This is a genomic window from Rhizobium sp. OAE497 (assembly GCF_040546565.1).
GTDB lineage: Bacteria > Pseudomonadota > Alphaproteobacteria > Rhizobiales > Rhizobiaceae > Rhizobium.
In genome coordinates, this window is the sequence record NZ_JBEPOA010000001.1 from 3,287,604 (window position 1) to 3,303,710 (window position 16,107).

14 protein-coding genes are annotated in these 16,107 nt (G+C 63.9%); 8 read left to right on the top strand and 6 right to left on the bottom strand.

Going from position 1 to position 16,107, the window contains the following annotated elements:
* Positions 1 to 2: 2 nt before the first annotated feature.
* Genes soxG through ABIE40_RS16535 form a run of 5 tightly spaced genes read right to left on the bottom strand, consistent with a single transcriptional unit; the run spans position 3 to position 5,539 of the window.
* Positions 3 to 551: a sarcosine oxidase subunit gamma family protein gene (gene soxG / locus ABIE40_RS16515; protein WP_199628974.1), complete on the bottom strand. Its 549-nt coding sequence runs from the start codon at positions 549 to 551 to the stop codon at positions 3 to 5.
* Positions 544 to 3,537, bottom strand: a complete 2,994-nt coding sequence (locus ABIE40_RS16520) for a sarcosine oxidase subunit alpha (protein WP_199628973.1) — start codon at positions 3,535 to 3,537, stop codon at positions 544 to 546. Before ABIE40_RS16520 ends, soxG begins: the two co-directional genes overlap by 8 nt.
* Positions 3,534 to 3,872, bottom strand: coding sequence for a sarcosine oxidase subunit delta (locus ABIE40_RS16525; protein ID WP_130282178.1), 339 nt, complete (start codon positions 3,870 to 3,872; stop codon positions 3,534 to 3,536). Before ABIE40_RS16525 ends, ABIE40_RS16520 begins: the two co-directional genes overlap by 4 nt.
* A gap of 12 nt (positions 3,873 to 3,884) precedes the next feature.
* Positions 3,885 to 4,286, bottom strand: coding sequence for a hypothetical protein (locus ABIE40_RS16530; RefSeq protein WP_199628972.1), 402 nt, complete (start codon positions 4,284 to 4,286; stop codon positions 3,885 to 3,887).
* Positions 4,286 to 5,539 carry a sarcosine oxidase subunit beta family protein gene (locus ABIE40_RS16535; RefSeq protein WP_199628971.1) on the bottom strand — a complete coding sequence of 418 codons (1,254 nt, stop codon included), beginning with the start codon at positions 5,537 to 5,539 and terminating at the stop codon, positions 4,286 to 4,288. Before ABIE40_RS16535 ends, ABIE40_RS16530 begins: the two co-directional genes overlap by 1 nt.
* Positions 5,540 to 5,720: 181 nt before the next feature.
* Here ABIE40_RS16535 and ABIE40_RS16540 point away from each other — a divergent pair, with 181 nt between their 5' ends.
* From ABIE40_RS16540 to ABIE40_RS16555, 4 genes are all read left to right on the top strand, one after another.
* Positions 5,721 to 6,404, top strand: a complete 684-nt coding sequence (locus ABIE40_RS16540; protein WP_199628970.1) for a response regulator transcription factor — start codon at positions 5,721 to 5,723, stop codon at positions 6,402 to 6,404.
* Positions 6,401 to 7,753, top strand: a complete 1,353-nt coding sequence (locus tag ABIE40_RS16545) for a sensor histidine kinase (protein WP_199628969.1) — start codon at positions 6,401 to 6,403, stop codon at positions 7,751 to 7,753. The genes ABIE40_RS16540 and ABIE40_RS16545 overlap by 4 nt, the downstream gene beginning before the upstream one ends.
* A gap of 71 nt (positions 7,754 to 7,824) precedes the next feature.
* The gene (locus ABIE40_RS16550; RefSeq protein WP_199628968.1) at positions 7,825 to 8,385 is read left to right on the top strand and encodes a class I SAM-dependent methyltransferase; all 561 of its coding nucleotides are present in this window, start codon (positions 7,825 to 7,827) and stop codon (positions 8,383 to 8,385) included.
* Positions 8,386 to 8,451: 66 nt separating this feature from the next.
* Positions 8,452 to 9,438 (top strand): FecR family protein, encoded by a 987-nt coding sequence (locus ABIE40_RS16555; RefSeq protein ID WP_199628967.1) that lies wholly within the window; start codon positions 8,452 to 8,454, stop codon positions 9,436 to 9,438.
* Here the strand turns inward: ABIE40_RS16555 and ABIE40_RS16560 are convergent.
* Positions 9,435 to 11,612: a CHASE2 domain-containing protein gene (locus ABIE40_RS16560; protein ID WP_199629059.1), complete on the bottom strand. Its 2,178-nt coding sequence runs from the start codon at positions 11,610 to 11,612 to the stop codon at positions 9,435 to 9,437. The two genes, ABIE40_RS16555 and ABIE40_RS16560, sit on opposite strands and share 4 nt — an antisense overlap.
* A gap of 268 nt (positions 11,613 to 11,880) precedes the next feature.
* Here ABIE40_RS16560 and rpsU point away from each other — a divergent pair, with 268 nt between their 5' ends.
* The 4 genes from rpsU to ABIE40_RS16580 all read left to right on the top strand — a co-directional run bounded on the left by rpsU (position 11,881) and on the right by ABIE40_RS16580 (position 16,059).
* A complete protein-coding gene (rpsU, locus tag ABIE40_RS16565) occupies positions 11,881 to 12,093 on the top strand; it encodes a 30S ribosomal protein S21 (protein ID WP_003585885.1) in 213 nt (70 codons plus the stop codon).
* 139 nt (positions 12,094 to 12,232) lie between these two features.
* On the top strand, positions 12,233 to 13,102 hold the full coding sequence (locus ABIE40_RS16570) for a tetratricopeptide repeat protein (RefSeq protein ID WP_112719725.1): 870 nt from the start codon (positions 12,233 to 12,235) through the stop codon (positions 13,100 to 13,102).
* A gap of 24 nt (positions 13,103 to 13,126) precedes the next feature.
* Entirely contained in the window at positions 13,127 to 14,191 is a 1,065-nt protein-coding gene (locus tag ABIE40_RS16575; protein ID WP_199628966.1) for an NAD(P)/FAD-dependent oxidoreductase, read from the top strand.
* Between the two features lie 209 nt (positions 14,192 to 14,400).
* A complete protein-coding gene (locus tag ABIE40_RS16580; RefSeq protein ID WP_199628965.1) occupies positions 14,401 to 16,059 on the top strand; it encodes a sensor histidine kinase in 1,659 nt (552 codons plus the stop codon).
* Positions 16,060 to 16,107 lie beyond the last annotated feature (48 nt).

Genomic DNA, 16,107 nt, shown 5'->3' on the forward strand with positions numbered 1-16,107 from the left:
CGCTAGTGCGCCGCGTCTTCCGCGCCGTCGGCGAGCAGGCCGAAGACGAAGTCGGCGAAGGAGCGCCAGCACTCGACGCGGAACGTATCGTCCTCGGTGCGGAGGATGACGATCTCGGCTTTGCCGAAGATGGTGCGCGAGCAGGCGCCAACCGGGAAAGCCGCAAGCGACAGGTCCTGCGGGCAGCCGGAGGCGAGCGCCAGTTCGGCGCCCGGGCCAGAGACGATGATGCCGACATTGCGGTGCGAGACATCGGTTGCCGAATGCAGCACGCCTGCACCGGCAAGCGCGCCCATCAGGTCGCCGCCATTCTCGTCGATGACCAGCCATTCGTCCGGCCCGATCCAGAGAACCGAGCGACCACTGGCACGGCCGGAGGTCTTCGGTGCGTTCGGGATGGTGACGCCGAGCGCCGAAGACAGGGCCGAAAGCGAAGCCTGCGGCGCGCGCAGCGCAACGCGGGTGGCGCTTGCAGCGGGTGTCAGGCGCACGGCCCAGGAGCCGCCCTGACGGCCGGCGAGAACGGATCTACGGGTTGCGGTCTCAGCCATTGATCCGGCCTCCTTCCTTGTCAAAGAACACCATGTCAGTCACCTCGACGGCGATCGTCTTGTCCGGCATCGGGATGTAGAGCGTCTCGCCCATCCGCGCACGGCCACCGGCAACAAGCGCGAAAGCGATCGAACGGCCGCAATTTTCCGACCAGTAGGACGAGGTCACGTGGCCGAGCATCGTCATCGGCTTCGGCTCGTTCGGATTGGCGACGACCTGCGCGCCTTCTTCCAGAACGACCTTCGGATCCTTGGTGACGAGCCCGACCAGCTGCTTGCGGCCTTCCTTCGTCAGGTCGATGCGCTTCAGGCCGCGGATACCGACGAAGTCGGTCTTCTTCTTGGACACGGCCCAGGAAAGACCGGCATCGTCAGGCGTCACCGTGCCGTCGGTATCCTGACCGACGATGATGTAGCCCTTCTCGGCGCGCAGCACGTGCATCGTCTCGGTGCCGTAGGCGCAGGCGCCGAGCGGCTCGGCATTGGCCCAGACCGCTTCGAGAACGGCCTGGCCATAATCGGCAGGAACATTGATTTCGAAACCGGCCTCACCGGTGAACGAGACGCGGAACAGACGGGCCGGAACGCCCATGACCTTGCACTCGGCAACGCTCATGTGCGGGAAGGCTTCGTTGGAAATATCGACGCCTTCGACGAGCGGAGCGATGATCTCGCGCGCCTTCGGACCCTGAACCGCGATAACCGCCCATTGTTCGGTGACCGAGGTCAGCCAGACGTTCAGATGCGGGAACTCGGTCTGCAGATAATCTTCCATGTGGTTGAGAACGCGCGGCGCACCGCCTGTTGTCGTCGTCACATGGAAGCGATCCTCGCTGAGGCGGCCGACGACGCCGTCGTCGTAAACGAAGCCGTCTTCGCGTGTCATGATGCCGTAGCGGCACTTGCCGGGCTTCAGCGTGTCCCAGGCGTTGGTATACATCAGGTTCATGAACTGGGCCGCATCGGGACCGACCACCTCGATCTTGCCGAGGGTCGAAGCGTCGAAGACACCAGCGACGTCACGCGCCGTCTTGCACTCACGCGCAACGGCCTGATGCATGGTTTCGCCTGCACGCGGATAGAACCAGGCACGCTTCCAGTTGCCGACGTCCTCGAACACGGCGCCCTGGGCCTCTTCCCACTGGTGGAGCGGCGTCTTGCGCGTCGGATCGAACAGCTCGCCGCGCGAATGCGCAATCAGCGTTCCGTAGGTGACCGGCGTGTACGGTGCGCGGAAGGTCGTGAGACCCACCTGCGGAATGTCCTTGCCCAGCATTTCGGCGGCGATCGCCAGGCCGTGCATGTTGGACAGCTTGCCCTGGTCGGAAGCCATGCCGTTCGTCGTGAAGCGCTTGATGTGCTCGATCGAATGCATGCCTTCGCGAACCGCGAGGCGGATATCCTTGGCGCAGACATCGTGCTGGAAGTCGATGAAAGCCTTGGCGCTGGTCTCCGGACCCGCACCCTCGGCAGCGCCGATCATGCCGCCCGTCCACTGGAACGCCTGCTCGGCGGAGATGCTAATCTTGCCGCTCGCCTGCTTCCCCGAAGCCTGTGCCATCAGTTCACCGGCAGCCAGCGACTCCTCGATCGTCTGCTGCAGATCGTCCGTACCGTTGCAGGCGCCGACAGAGAGGCACTCCTGGGCATAGGTGCCGGGCAGGAAACGCTCGGTTTCCGGCTCGAACTTCACCTTGCCGCGCGACTGCGAGAACAGATGCACCGACGGCGTCCAGCCGGCCGAAACCAGCAGCGCATCGATGGCGATCTTGCGCGGCGAACCGCCGCCATTGCGCACGACGCTCATCGAGGAGACGCGCAGCTTGCCCGCCGTGTCGATGACGGCATGGCCGGTCAGCACTTCGATGCCGAGCGAACGTGCCTCGGCGAGAACAGCGGCACCCGGCTGCGGACGGCAATCGACGATCGCGGCAATCGCCACACCGGCGCGCTTCAGATCGAAGGCCGCTTCATATGCCGAGTCATGCGCCGTATAGACGCCAACCTTGGCGCCGACGGCGACGCCGTACTGGTTGAGATACATGCGGGCGGCGGAAGCCAGCATGATGCCTGGACGGTCGTTGTTGGCGAACACCATGTGGCGCTCGATCGAGCCGTTGGCGAGGATGACGCGCTTGGCACGCACCTGCCACAGACGTTCGCGGGGCAGATCGCGGCCGGGCTTGGCCATATGGTCGGTCACGCGCTCGGCAAGCGCGATGAAATTGTGGTTGTAGTAGCCGAAGGCGGTGGTGCGGGTCAGCACCTGGACATTGTCCATCGCGCGCAACTTGGCGGCTGTCTGCTGCGCCCAGGTGTAACCGTCGACGCCGTCGATCTTCACGCCGCTGTCGTAGCGCAGCGCGCCGCCGACATCCGCCTGCTCGTCCACGATGATCACGCTGGCGCCAGCTTCAGCAGCCGCAAGAGCCGCCGAAAGACCGGCAACGCCGGCACCGGCAACCAGCACGTCGCAATGCGCATAGCGGCTGGCATAGTGATCGGGATCGGCTTCGGTCGGCGCAACGCCGAGACCAGCCGCACGGCGGATCATCGGCTCGTAGATGTGCTTCCACGCAGCCTTCGGCCACATGAAGGTCTTGTAGTAGAAGCCAGCCGCGAAGAAAGGCGACATCAGATTGTTGACGCCGCCGATGTCGAAGGCGAGCGACGGAAAGCGGTTCTGCGACTTGACGATCATGCCGTCGAAGATTTCCTGAACCGTGGCACGCACGTTCGGCTGCTTGCGGGCGCTATCGCGGGCAACGTCGATCAGCGCATTCGGCTCTTCCGCACCGGCCGACAGGATGCCGCGCGGACGGTGATACTTGAACGAGCGGCCGACGAGGTGAATGCCGTTGGCAATCAGCGCCGAGGCGACGGTATCGCCTTCAAGCGCGGTATAGCTCTTGCCGTCGAAGGTGAAACGGGCGGTCTTGGCAGGCGTCAGGCGGCCCTTGCCGGCAATACGGTTTGCGCCGCTCATTTCGCGTCTCCCTCGGTCGCTTGGGTTTCGACGGGGGCGTGCGGGATGGTGGCCGCGCCGATATCCGGCTTCGGCTCGCCTGCCTTGTACGTCTTGATGAATTTGTCGCTGATCGTGTCGCGCGCCGCATTGAAGAAGCGGCCGCAGCCATGCATGTGGCGCCAGCGCTCGAAGATCAGGCCCTTCGGGTTGTCGCGCAGGAAGAAATATTCCTCGAAAGCCTCATCGGAGATCGAGGCGATATCGGTAGGGCGGGCGATATGCGCATCGCCGGCGCCGCGGAATTCGAGCTCGGAGCGCTCTTCCTGACAATATGGGCAGTAGATCAGTAGCATTTGATACCCGTCTTAGAGTTCCGATCCGGACACGATGGTTCCGGGAGGTTGATTGCAAAGCCGCCTGCCAAGCGCGACATAGGGGCCGATCCGTTTGAGCAGCTGCTCGAAATTGTCGTAGGGCTTCAGCACATCCGTTATTCCGATATTTGCGAAAGCCATTCCGTATAAGTCCGTGTCGATCACGTAGGCCCGTTCCTTCGAACCGCCCTCCGACGGCAGGAAATAGACCGCCGGCTGATGGAGAACGAAAGCGCAGGCGAGCATCCCGCTATCTGCAACAAAGGGCCAATCCTTCTCGCCCCCTGCCCGCTCGATCTTCTGAAGCCGGAAATCCTGGGCTTCCGGCACGACATTGCCAGCGGGCACCGCCCCCATGACAAGTCCTGCCGAAAGGAGGACCTCCGCAATCATCAGTGCGCAACGGCGGCAGCCGCTGCCTCGTCGATCAGGCGGCCGGTGCGGAAGCGATCCAGCGTCAGCCCGGCATTGAACTTGTGCGGCTCATCGCGGGCGATGAGATGCGCAAACAGGTTCGCCGAACCCGGCGTCGCCTTGAAGCCGCCGGTACCCCAGCCGCAGTTGACATAAAGACCCGGAACCGGCGTCTTCGACTGGATCGCCGAACGATCCGGCGTGTTGTCGACGATACCGCCCCACTGGCGCATCATCTTGACGCGGCGGAACATCGGGAAGAGCTCGCAGATCGCGTCGAGCGTATGCGTGATGATCTGCAGGCCGCCGGTCTGCGAGTAGGAATTATACTGGTCCGTACCGGCGCCGATGACGAGCTCGCCCTTGTCCGACTGCGAAATATAGGCGTGCACCGTGTTCGACATCACGACGCAGGGGAAGATCGGCTTCAGCGGCTCTGAAACCAGCGCCTGAAGCGGGCTCGACTGCAGCGGCACGCGGACATCGGCCATGTTCATGACGACGGTCGAGTGACCGGCAGCGGAAACGCCGATCTTCTTCGCGCCGATATAGCCGCGATTGGTCTCGACACCGGTGACGCGCCCATCCGGGTCGCGGCGGATGCCGGTGACTTCACAATTCTGGATGATGTGAACGCCGCGATCGGAGGCAGCGCGGGCATAGCCCCAGGCAACAGCATCGTGACGGGCCGTGCCGCCGCGGCGCTGCAGGGCGGCGCCATTGATCGGGTAACGCGCCGTCGCCGAGATATCGAGCGGCGGGCAATAGGCCTTGGCCTGCTCCGGCGTCAGCCACTCATTGTCGATGCCATAGAGGCGGTTCGCGTGGATGTGGCGCTTGAAGGACTGCTGGTCGTGTACATTGTGAGAGAGCATCATCACGCCGCGCGGCGAGTACATCACATTGTAGTTGAGGTCCTGGGAGAGGTTCTCCCAGAGCTTCATCGAATGCTCATAGATGTGCATGCTCTCTTCATAGAGATAGTTCGAGCGGATGATGGTCGTGTTACGGCCGGTATTGCCGCCGCCGAGCCAGCCCTTCTCGAGCACCGCGACATTGGTGATGCCGTGCTCCTTGGCAAGGTAATAGGCAGCGCCCAGACCATGGCCGCCGCCGCCGACGATGATGACGTCGTATTCCGCGCGCGGTTCCGGAGAGGTCCACTGCTTCTCCCAGCCCTTGTGGGCTCGGAGGGCTTCTCTCGCAACGGCAAAGACCGAGTATTTCCGCATCCGCCATCATCTCCTTCAGGGACAGGCATTCTTCTTCGTGGCAATACAAATCGCAAATCCAAATGCGGCACAACGTTTCTTTTGCGACGTGGACGGGCTTTTGTTTGACATGCGCGAAATCGCTGACCGCGCGTCATGTTCACGCAATGTTGGGCAGGCATGCCGCTGCAGGGAGATTACCATGCGGTTGCTGCTAGCCGAAGACGAAGCCGAGCTTGCCGCCGTTTTGTCGGCGGCGCTGCAGAGCCACGACCTCGTCGTCGATCATGTCGCGACACTGGCCGACGCTGCCGAGGCACTGAAATCCAACCGCTACGATGCCTTGGTGCTCGATCGCAGCCTGCCGGATGGAGACGGCCTGTCGCTGCTCGGCCAGTGCCGCAGCGCCACCCTCAACGCCAGCACGCCGGCAATCATGCTAACGGCCCGCGGCGATCTCGCCGACCGGATCGAAGGCCTGGACAAGGGCGCCGACGACTATCTCGCCAAACCCTTTGCGACCGCCGAACTGATGGCACGGTTGCGCGCCGTGCTTCGCCGGCCGGGTACGCTGGAAGCCGCACCGCTGAAGCTCGGCGCACTGACATTCGATATCCTCAACCGCGAGGCCAGTGTCCGCGGCATTCCGCTCGTTCTGCCGCGCCGGGAGCTCCTGGTGCTGGAAGCGCTGATGCGCCGTGCCGGTCGGACCGTCGAACGCTCGGTGCTGGAAAATGCGGTCTACGGCATCGACGACGAGATCCAGTCGAACGCGCTCGATACGCATGTCTCCCGCCTGCGCCGCCGGCTGGAAACCGCCGAAGCCGGTGTCGATATCCACACGATCCGCGGCATCGGCCACCTTCTCAGGCAGACGCATCCATGAACCGCCGTTTCCCATCGCTGAAATGGCGGCTGATCCGGCGCCTCGTCGCACTACAGGCCCTGACCATCCTGTCGCTGGGAGCGGCCTTTATTCTCGGCCTCTGGAGCATGGGCTTCGTCGGCATCGTTGCGCCGGATGAAGACGCCATCGCCAATGTCGCTTCGTCGATCGCCTGGTCCGAGAAGGGCGAGCTCACGATCCGGAGCACGGCGGAGCTGGAGAAGGAGCGGACGGCGCCCGGCTTCTGGTTCATCGCCCGCAACGCCACGGGAAGCACCGTTTCCGAAGGCGCAGTTCCTGACGAGTTCAGGACGATCGCCGCAATGGGCGCCGGCATCGCGGAAGCGCGTTTCAATGGAGACGAACGGAAAGCCGATTCCATTGCTGCCAGAATGCAGGTTCTCGACACCCCTCACGGTCCGCTGACGGTGATCCTGGGACGCCAGGGCATCCTGCCGCCCGGTCGGCTGCTGCTGACACTGACCGCCCTGGCCTCAAGCGCGGTCTTTCCTGCGATCCTGCTGACCGGATTGATCACCATGGCCGTGACGCTGCTTGTGATGCGCAGCATACCGCGCGACCTGGAAACCCTGGCAGCCGCTGCCGGGCGGATTACCGCGGAGCAGCGCGATTACCGCCTTCCGCTCGACGCAGTTCCAGCGGAGATCGCGCCGCTGGTCACCGCCATGAACGAGACCCTGACGCGTCTGGAACAGGCCTACACTCGGCAGAAGCGCTTCATGCTCTCGGCCGCCCATGAGCTGCGCACGCCGATCGCCATCCTGCAGACGCGGATCGAAACGATGGAGCGGAGCGCCGCCACCGAAAAGCTCCTCGAAGACCTCGCGCGGCTAGCGACCCTCACCGAACAGTTGCTCGACCTGCAAAGGCTGAACAGCGAACCGGCACAGCTGAAACCGGTCGATCTTGCCGCGCTCGCCAGACGCCAGGTGGCGGATCTCGCGCCGCTGATCGTCGCAGCCGGATACGAAGCGGACTTCGACGTCCAGTCGCAACCGCAGACGATCATGGCCGATCCATCCTCTATCGAGCGCGCCATCGCCAACCTGGTGCAGAATGCCATCCGCCATGGCGGGCGGCGCGGCGCCATCAGCATCCGCGTCTCGGTTCCGGCGGAAATCTCGGTAGCGGACGATGGCCCGGGCATCGCGCCTGCCGATCGCGAGCGGATCTTCGAGCCGTTCCAGCGGCTGTCCGCCGATCGCGCCGGCATCGGTCTCGGCCTGCATCTCGTCCGCGAGATCGTCGAATTTCACGGTGGCGAAGTGTGCGCCGGGGAAGCGCCCGGCGGCGGCGCGCGTTTCACCATGAGTTTTCCGGTGGTCTGAGGCCGCACGCAATGTCCACATCACGTGAGCTCTCCAAGACGGGCGTCAGCAAACGCCCCGGAGAGCTCACGATGACCAAAACCTTCCTTGCAACCTTTCTGAAGACGCTGTTCGCGGCGCCGAAAACCGTCGGAGCGATCGCGCCATCGGGCTCCGGCCTCGCGCGTCTGATGACCTCGGAGATCGACCCCGCCGCGGGTCCCGTCCTCGAGCTCGGGCCGGGAACAGGCATCTTCACCCGGGCCCTGATCGCCCGCGGCATGTCGCCAAGAAACCTGACGCTGGTCGAGGTCGAGACCAGCTTCGTCAATCTGCTGCGCCGCCGCTTTCCGCAGGCAACCGTCCTGCAGCACGACGCCCGGCGGCTGCATCAGCTGGACCGCGAGGATTTCGCAGCCGTCGTCAGCGGCCTGCCGCTGCGTAACATGAGTGAGGAGACAATCCATGGGATCGTCTCCGGCGCCTTCTCGCTGATGCCGCGGGGCGGCCGCTTCTATCAGTTCACCTACGGCCAGCGATGCTCGGTCCCGGCCCCCGTTCTCCGCTCGCTCGGGCTGCAGGCGCGCATGCTCGGCCGCGTGCAGCTGAACCTGCCGCCCGCCTCGGTCTACTGCCTTTCCAGACAGGGTTAGCCCAAGAGGGCAGGCAGACCGGCCAATACCGCACATGCTAATATCCATATGTGTGAGGGGTATTTCATGTTGCGTCTGCGTTGCGCCATCGTCGTGGCGCTCGGTCTGTTGTTGCTCAATGCCTGGACGGCCGCCGCTGCGGAGCCTGTCGGCGAAGCTGTGCAGATCAAGACGGAAGTCACGGGCGAGCAGGGGCCCCTCATCGTCAGCTCCTCCGTCTATCGCGACGAGCGCATCCGCACCTCGCAATCCGGCCTCGGCCAGTTCGTTTTCCGCGACGGCACCAAGCTTGCCGTCGGCTGGGGTTCGTCGGTGGTCATCGACCGCTACGTCTTCGACGATTCCGATTCCGTGAAGCGCCTCAGCATCAAGGCGGCCAAAGGCACCTTCCGCTGGATCAGCGGCAGCTCGAAATCGTCGGCCTACCAGATCCTGACACCGGCCGGCACGATCGGCGTGCGCGGTACCGCCTTCGACTTCTATGTCGGCCCCGACGGTACGACGGCGGTGGTGCTGCTGAATGGCGCCGCGCAATTCTGCGGTCCCGGCGGCTGCCGCCAGCTGACACAGCGCTGCGACTGCGTGGTCGCCAAGCGCAATGGTGCAATGACGGACGTAAGGCCTGTCGACCGCAACGTGCTCGACACCCTGGGTACAGCACGCGCCCTGCCGTTTCTCTCCGGCAACCAGCGTCTTTCCGGAATGATGGGAACGAGCTGCGGCATGACCGCGGCTCTCCGCGACCGGCGCGATCCGGTCGCCCCGGCGCCCCGCGTCGCGCCACCACCACCTCCGCCCCCGGAAAAGCCACCGAAACCGCACAAGCCGGATAAGCCGCACAAGCCTCATAAGCCCGACAAGCCGCACAAGCCTGACCGGCCGGACAGACCGGATAGGCCCGACAGGCCGGATCGTCCCGACCACGATCACCACGGCGATCACGACCGCGGCGACGATGACCACGGAAGAGGCGATCGCGACGGCGACCGGGGCAATGACAGGGATCGTGGCGGCTGGGGCGGCAAGGGCCGCGGCTGGAGCAACAACCGCTAGGTCGCCGCCCGCGGCTGCTCCTCCGCCTCCGTATCCGCGTGGCGGAAGTGATCGGCGCGCCGCGCCAGCTTGCGATAGAAATCCGGCAATTGCGGCGAGACGATCTTGGCCCGCAGACGCACCGCGCTTGCAAGCCGCCGGAGCTTCGACGAGCGGATGCGAAGCGCCGCCAGCAATTCACTGTGCAGGCTGCGTAATTCCTCAAACTCCGCAGAGGCGGCAAGCTCGGCATCGCCGACGACGGCGAAGAGCTCGGTACGCGTACTCTTGCCCTTCAGCCCCACGGCCCCCGCTTCGAGCAGAGCGATCTCCGGCTGGCGCCGGGCTGTCTCCTCAGAGATCAAAATATCGAAGCCGACCTCCTTGCAGGAAGATTCGATGCGAGCCGCGACATTCACGGCATCGCCGACGGCCGAATAGTTGAAGCGCGTTTCCGCCCCCATATTGCCGACGCAGGCAATGCCGGTGTGGATGCCGATGCCGATCCCGACCGGATTTTCCGTGCCGAAACCGAAGGCATCCGTCGCGTTCAGCCGCTCCAGCGTCTCGCGCATGGCCAGCGCCGCGCGCACCGCCTTCGCCTCATGATCGGCGACATCAACGGGCGCATTCCAGAACGCCATGATCGAGTCGCCGATGAACTTGTCGAGCGTGCCTTCATTCTCGATCACATGGCGGCTCAATGCATCGAGCAGCGTGTTGAGGAAGCCGACGACGGCGGTCGGCGCCAGCCGCTCGCTGATCGCCGTGAAATGCCGGACGTCGACGAACATCACGGTGAGCTCACGATCATCGCCACCGAGCCGCAGCGCATCGCGGTTATGCTCGATCCGGTAGAGCAACGACGGCGAGAGATAATGACCGAAGGCACGGCGAACCTCGCGCCGCTCGCGGTCAATGACCAGAATGCGGAAGGAGGTCGCGGCGAAATGGGTGATCGAGCCGCCGACGATCGGCGCCAGCGGATCGAAGAGCAGGCCGAGCGCCGAGAAGCAGAACCAGGAAGCCGCAAGCGCCAGCGCCGTAATCGCCAGACCGCAGACGAGCGCGACGGCCGGGCTGACGAAGGTGGTGACGAAAACCAGCAGCGTGCCGAGCACAGCGATCGACAGGATCTCCAGCCCATCGGCCCAGTCCGGCCGCGACAGGAAATGGCCGGACAGGATCTGCTCGGCCGTCTGTGCATGCAGCGAAACACCTGGCACGTTCTCGCCGAGCGCCGTGGTGCGGATATCCTGAAGTCCCGCGGCCGAAGTGCCGATGAAGATGATGCTGCCATTGATCGCCTCTGCGACTGCAGGCGGCGGATCGGCCGCTCCGAGGATCAGCCGGGCGGAGATATAGCGCTCGGCGCGATCGGGCGTCACATAAAGCCAGAGCTCACCGGCAGAGGTAACGGGGACAACGAAATCGCCGATCTTGGCCGAGGTCATGACACCAGCAATTCCGGGTGCGCCGGCAAGCACATAGGTCGATGCCCCCTGCGCGACGCGCAGCGCCTCCATCGCAAGATTGGGATAGAACTGATTGCCGTCGCTGACGAAGAGCGGAACGGCGCGTACGACGGGCGAAGGATTGCCGGGATTGAGGCTGATATGCCCGATCCCCGCGGCATTCTCAGCCAAACCCGGACGCAACGGCGTCGCGGCGGAGAGATGCGGCAGGGCCGAGGCCGGATCCTCGCCGGTGAAGGCGAAGCCTGCCTTGACCGGTGGCCGGTAATCGCCCTCGTTGGAAAGACCGAAGCCCAGCACCACGGGCTTGCCGGCAATCGCATCGGCAAAGATCTGATCGTTATCGGGGAGCCTGGCGATGACGTCAGGCGCGATCCCCTCGATCCCCGCGGCCAGCGAGCGCGGCGACAGCCGGTCCGGCTCGGCAAACAGCATGTCGAAGGCGATCGCCGCCGCACCCAGGTCCGAGAGCCGCTCAACAAGTAGCGCCAGCCGGTCGCGCGGCCAGGGCCACTGGCCGAATTCCTTCAGCGATGCCTCGTCGATATCGATGACATGAACCGGCACCGGCTCGAAGGGCCGCGGCGCAATCCGCTGATACTCGTCGAAAGTGACATCCCGCGCCTGCTGCAGCAGCGGCGGATCGCTCGCCCGAACGGCGGTCAGCGCCACAACGATCAACAGACCGATAAAGACGCCGATTTGCTGCGTACGCGTCATAAACATGCAGCGCCCTTGAGCTTGAGCCGCAAATCTACGATGCTTTCCGGGGAAAGACCATTCGCCCTTATGGATGGGTTTCGGTCTTGCAACCTCGGCGCCAATCCCCATTTTTTCCGTGAAAGCCGCTATCCCGGCTGGACTTCACCAATCCGATCTGCTATCCCGCATCACCAATCGCAAGGCTCTCGCCGCGCGAACGTTATGTTTTTGCCTCTGGCGCCGTGTCGCCTCATGGCGCAACCAAAACCAAAGGAACGTGATTCTCGTGCAGGTACTCGTCCGCGATAACAATGTTGACCAGGCTCTCCGCGCTCTCAAGAAGAAGATGCAGCGCGAAGGTATTTTCCGCGAAATGAAGATGCGCGACTATTACGAGAAGCCGTCGCAGAAGCGCGCTCGCGAAAAGGCTGAAGCCGTTCGCCGCGTTCGCAAGCTGGCTCGCAAGCGGGCACAGCGCGAAGGTCTGGTTGCACGCTAAGGCGTTGCCGTCGTTATTTCGACGTTTTCAGATGCATGTTGGCGGGGGCGATTGGTGTCGCCGCCGCCTTTTTAATTTTTGCCGCTGAAAGATCGCATATCCGGCTGCCGCGGATATGACGCATGGGGAAAGCGCACGAATGGCTGATTTCTTGTTCTCTTCGTCCCGGTCCTTGCGCGCGCCCAAGGCGCGGCTGCTGCCGATGCTCGCGGTTCTTGCCGCGGCCGGTCTCGCAGGTTGCCAGACCGACAACACCTCCGATGCCGTGATCCGCATCGACAAGGCCCAGGGCTCGGAAGGGAACATCGCCTCGCTGACCTCGGTGATCAACGCCAATCCGCGCGATCCCGAAGGCTACAACGTTCGTGGCTCCGCCTATGGCCGCGCCGGCCAGTTTAAGGCTGCGCTGAACGACTTCAACACCGCTCTGCAGATCAACCCGCGCTTCTATCAGGCCTATGCCAACCGCGCGCTGGTCTACCGCAATATGGGTCAGCAGCAGCAGGCAATCGGCGACTATAACGCCGCCCTGCAGATCAACCCGAACTACGACGTCGCTTATATCGGCCGCGGTAACGTTTACCGTCAGGCTGGTCAGGACGACGCGGCCTTCAACGACTTCTCCAAGGCGATCCAGCTCGGAACGACCGACGGACGCGCCTATCATAATCGCGGCCTGATCTTCCAGAAGCGCAATCAGCAGGACAAGGCGATCGACGACTTCTCGAAGGCGATCTCGCTCTCTCCGAATTCGCCCGAGCCCTATAACGGCCGCGGCATTTCCTATATCGCGCTGAACGACGACGACAACGCCTTCGCCGATTTCAACCACGCGATCGAGCTCAACGGCAACGTCGCCGAATCCTGGGCCAACCAGGCGCTGGTCTATGAGCGCCGCGGCGACAAGGACAAGGCGATGCGCTCCTATCGCCACGCTGTCGGCCTCGACCCGAAATACCAGCCGGCCCGCGACGGCATGGCTCGACTCGGCGCACCCAGCAACGGCTGATCCTGAAGCATCGGAGACGGCACCATGGCGGCGAAACAACGTGTGATCGTCGCCGGTGCCGGTATCATCGGCGCCTCCATCGCCTGGCACCTGACCCGCGATGGCGCCGATGTCACCGTGATCGCCGAAGATACTGGCGGTGTTGCGACACCCAATTCCTTCGCCTGGATCAATGCCAGCTGGGGCAATCCCGAATTCTATTTCCGCTTCCGCCGCCGCTCGATGGCCGAGTGGAAACGTCTGGCTGCGGAATTGCCCGGCCTGCCGCTTTCCTGGTGCGGCGGCATCTGCTGGGATCTGCCAGAGGCTGAACTGCTCGCCTATCAGAAAGAGCATGCGAGCTGGGGCTATGACATCCGCCGCATCGGCAAGACCGATATCGCCGCCCGCGAACCCTTCCTGACACAAATCCCCGATTTTGCCCTCGATGCCGCCGAAGAAGGCGCGGTCGAACCGGTGGCCGCCACCCGACTGATGCTCGCCGATGCCGAAGCCCGCGGCGCCAAGTTCGTCGCTGCTGCGGTGCGTGGATTGCTGCGCAGTGGCGAGCGCATTACCGGCGTCGTCACCTCCGAAGGGATTTTCGAGGCTGACCATGTCGTGCTTGCGGCCGGCGCAGGATCGGTTCCGATTGCCGCCTCTGCCGGCGTTACCCTGCCTCTCGATGCACCGGCCGGGCTGATCGTCCATTCCCGTCCTTTCGAGAAGCGCCTGAACGGCCTGGTGATTGCGATGGAGCTTCACATGCGCCAGACCGCCGAAGGCCGCATCATTGCCGGAAGCGATTTCGGTGGCAGCGATCCCGGCGAAGATCATCGGGTCACAGCGGCAGCGCTGTTTGCCAAGGTGAAGGCCAACCTTGCCGATAGCGACAGACTGTCGATGGACTTCTTCACCGTCGGCTACCGGCCGACACCGAAGGATGGTTTCCCGATCATCGGCAATGGCGGCGTTGACGGCCTCTACATCGCCGTCATGCATTCCGGCGTGACGCTGGCGCCGGTCGCCGGCCTGCTCGCATCGAAGGAAATCCTCTCGGGAGAACGCGACGCCATGCTGGAGGCTTTCGGGCTCACTCGCTTCAGCTGAACCTGTGTACGGAATCCGACAGAGCGCCTGCGTGCATTTAGTATGTTGCAACCCCTTCCCCCACCCCCTAACATGACAGCGCATCGATAGCAGGCTATCGGGAATCAGGACGCGTTGAGGGCAATGGCGGCAATGCAGTTTTCTGCTTTCGTAACTGTTGGCAAGAATTTCGCGTGCCTTGCCGCCCGGCATCCGGGAAGACCCTGCCGATGAGCCTGCGTTCCCGCATGTTTCCCAAGGCCTCGATCGGCACCTATCTGGTTGCCATGGCGGTTGCGATCGCCGTCCCGATCTTCGCCTTCGTGACCCTTCTCCTGCTGCAGCTGGAAGACAATCAGCGCGACACGCTGCGCCGCGAGACGGCGCAGGATGCGCTAGCCCTTTCCCGGTCCGTCGACCGGCAGCTGCAGGATATGGCGACGACGCTGCGCCTGCTCGCCACCTCGCCGGAGCTCGAGCACGAGGACTACGCTTCCTTCCACGCCCGCACCGAGACGGCCTTGCGCGGCGACACGCTCTTCGTCATCGCCACCGACAAGGAAGGCCAGCAGTTTCTGAACACCCGCCGCGATTTCGGCACCCAGCTCGGCAAGATGAGCAACCTGACGGCGCTGAAATATGCCCTCGACAGCGGCCGTATCGAGGCATCCAACGTCTTCAAGGGGGCGGTCAGCAACGAGTGGGTCTATAACGTCACGATGCCCGTCGATATCGGCAAGACGGCCGCGCTGATCATTACGCAGAATGCCAGCGACCTCGCCAAGATCCTGCAGCCGGAAGGTCTCGCACCCGGCTGGTCCGCCGCCGTCATCGACCAGTCAGGCCATGTCGTCGCCTCCAGCGGACCCTTTGCGATTGCGCCCGGCACCGCCTTCGATTCCCGTATCCTGCCGTCGCTGATCGCCTCGCGCGGCGTCTTCGAGGACACGGCAATCCTTCCCGATCAACTGCTCGGCTACGCGCAGATCCCCGGCTGGTCGTGGAAGACGGTGATCTGGGGACCGATCTCGACGGCGCAGGCCTCGATCCTGACAACCTGGCGCTTCCTGATCATCGGCGGCATCGCGCTCCTCGCCGTCGCCGTCTTTGCCGCCTATGCCGTCGCCCGCCAAGTGCGCACGACGATCCGCGATATCGCCGAGATGGCAAACCGCATGGGCGAAGGCCATATCGTCGCCCCCATCGATACCAGCGTCATCGAAGCGAACCAGGTGGCGGTGGCGCTGTCTAATGCCTCCTTCGACCGCAGCCAGACCGAAGACCGGCTGCATTTCGTCATGCACGAGCTCGTGCATCGCACCAAGAACCTGCTGACGCTGGCGCAGGCGATGATGCGTCAGCTCGCCAAGCAGGCCGACAGCGTAGAGGGTTTCCAGGCGGCCGTCGCCGAGCGCCTCGATGGCCTCATCCGCTCGATCGAGCTCCTGACCAGCGAGCAATGGGCAGGCGCATCACTGCGCCGCGTCATCGACATCCATCTCGATGCCTTCCCGCAGGCCGTCGATCAGATCGAGATTTCGGGCAAGGATTTCATGCTGAAGCCGGAAGCGGTTCAGAACCTCGGCCTGACGCTGCACGAGCTTGCCACCAACTCGGTGAAATACGGCGCGTTCTCCGTTCCCGAGGGACGGGTGGCGCTCTCCTGGGAAGATGCCGAGGAAGAAGGCCAGACCGAGCCGATGCTGCGTTTCGTCTGGCGCGAGTCGCAGGGGCCGGAGGTCAGGAGCCCCGACCGTTCAGGCTTCGGCACGACCGTGATCAAGACCCACGCCGCCGCCGCATTCCGCGGCACGGTGCAGGTCGATTATCTGCCGGAAGGCCTTCTCTGGGTGCTGACCGCGCCGCGCAGCACGCTTGCCCGCGACTAGCCGGCAAAGGGAACAATCAAAAGCATCGCCCGTTTCGAACAGGTCATT

Bases quoted from the DNA above. Each gene is read 5' to 3' on its own strand.
- ABIE40_RS16550 (WP_199628968.1), top strand. From the start codon at position 7,825: ATGACCAAAACCTTCCTTGCAACCTTTCTGAAGACGCTGTTCGCGGCG.
- ABIE40_RS16560 (WP_199629059.1), bottom strand. From the start codon at position 11,612: ATGACGCGTACGCAGCAAATCGGCGTCTTTATCGGTCTGTTGATCGTT.
- ABIE40_RS16545 (WP_199628969.1), top strand. From the start codon at position 6,401: ATGAACCGCCGTTTCCCATCGCTGAAATGGCGGCTGATCCGGCGCCTC.
- ABIE40_RS16580 (WP_199628965.1), top strand. From the start codon at position 14,401: ATGAGCCTGCGTTCCCGCATGTTTCCCAAGGCCTCGATCGGCACCTAT.
- ABIE40_RS16575 (WP_199628966.1), top strand. From the start codon at position 13,127: ATGGCGGCGAAACAACGTGTGATCGTCGCCGGTGCCGGTATCATCGGC.
- ABIE40_RS16535 (WP_199628971.1), bottom strand. From the start codon at position 5,539: ATGCGGAAATACTCGGTCTTTGCCGTTGCGAGAGAAGCCCTCCGAGCC.
- ABIE40_RS16540 (WP_199628970.1), top strand. From the start codon at position 5,721: ATGCGGTTGCTGCTAGCCGAAGACGAAGCCGAGCTTGCCGCCGTTTTG.
- ABIE40_RS16530 (WP_199628972.1), bottom strand. From the start codon at position 4,286: ATGATTGCGGAGGTCCTCCTTTCGGCAGGACTTGTCATGGGGGCGGTG.
- ABIE40_RS16555 (WP_199628967.1), top strand. From the start codon at position 8,452: ATGTTGCGTCTGCGTTGCGCCATCGTCGTGGCGCTCGGTCTGTTGTTG.
- ABIE40_RS16570 (WP_112719725.1), top strand. From the start codon at position 12,233: ATGGCTGATTTCTTGTTCTCTTCGTCCCGGTCCTTGCGCGCGCCCAAG.
- soxG (WP_199628974.1), bottom strand. From the start codon at position 551: ATGGCTGAGACCGCAACCCGTAGATCCGTTCTCGCCGGCCGTCAGGGC.
- ABIE40_RS16525 (WP_130282178.1), bottom strand. From the start codon at position 3,872: ATGCTACTGATCTACTGCCCATATTGTCAGGAAGAGCGCTCCGAGCTC.
- ABIE40_RS16520 (WP_199628973.1), bottom strand. From the start codon at position 3,537: ATGAGCGGCGCAAACCGTATTGCCGGCAAGGGCCGCCTGACGCCTGCC.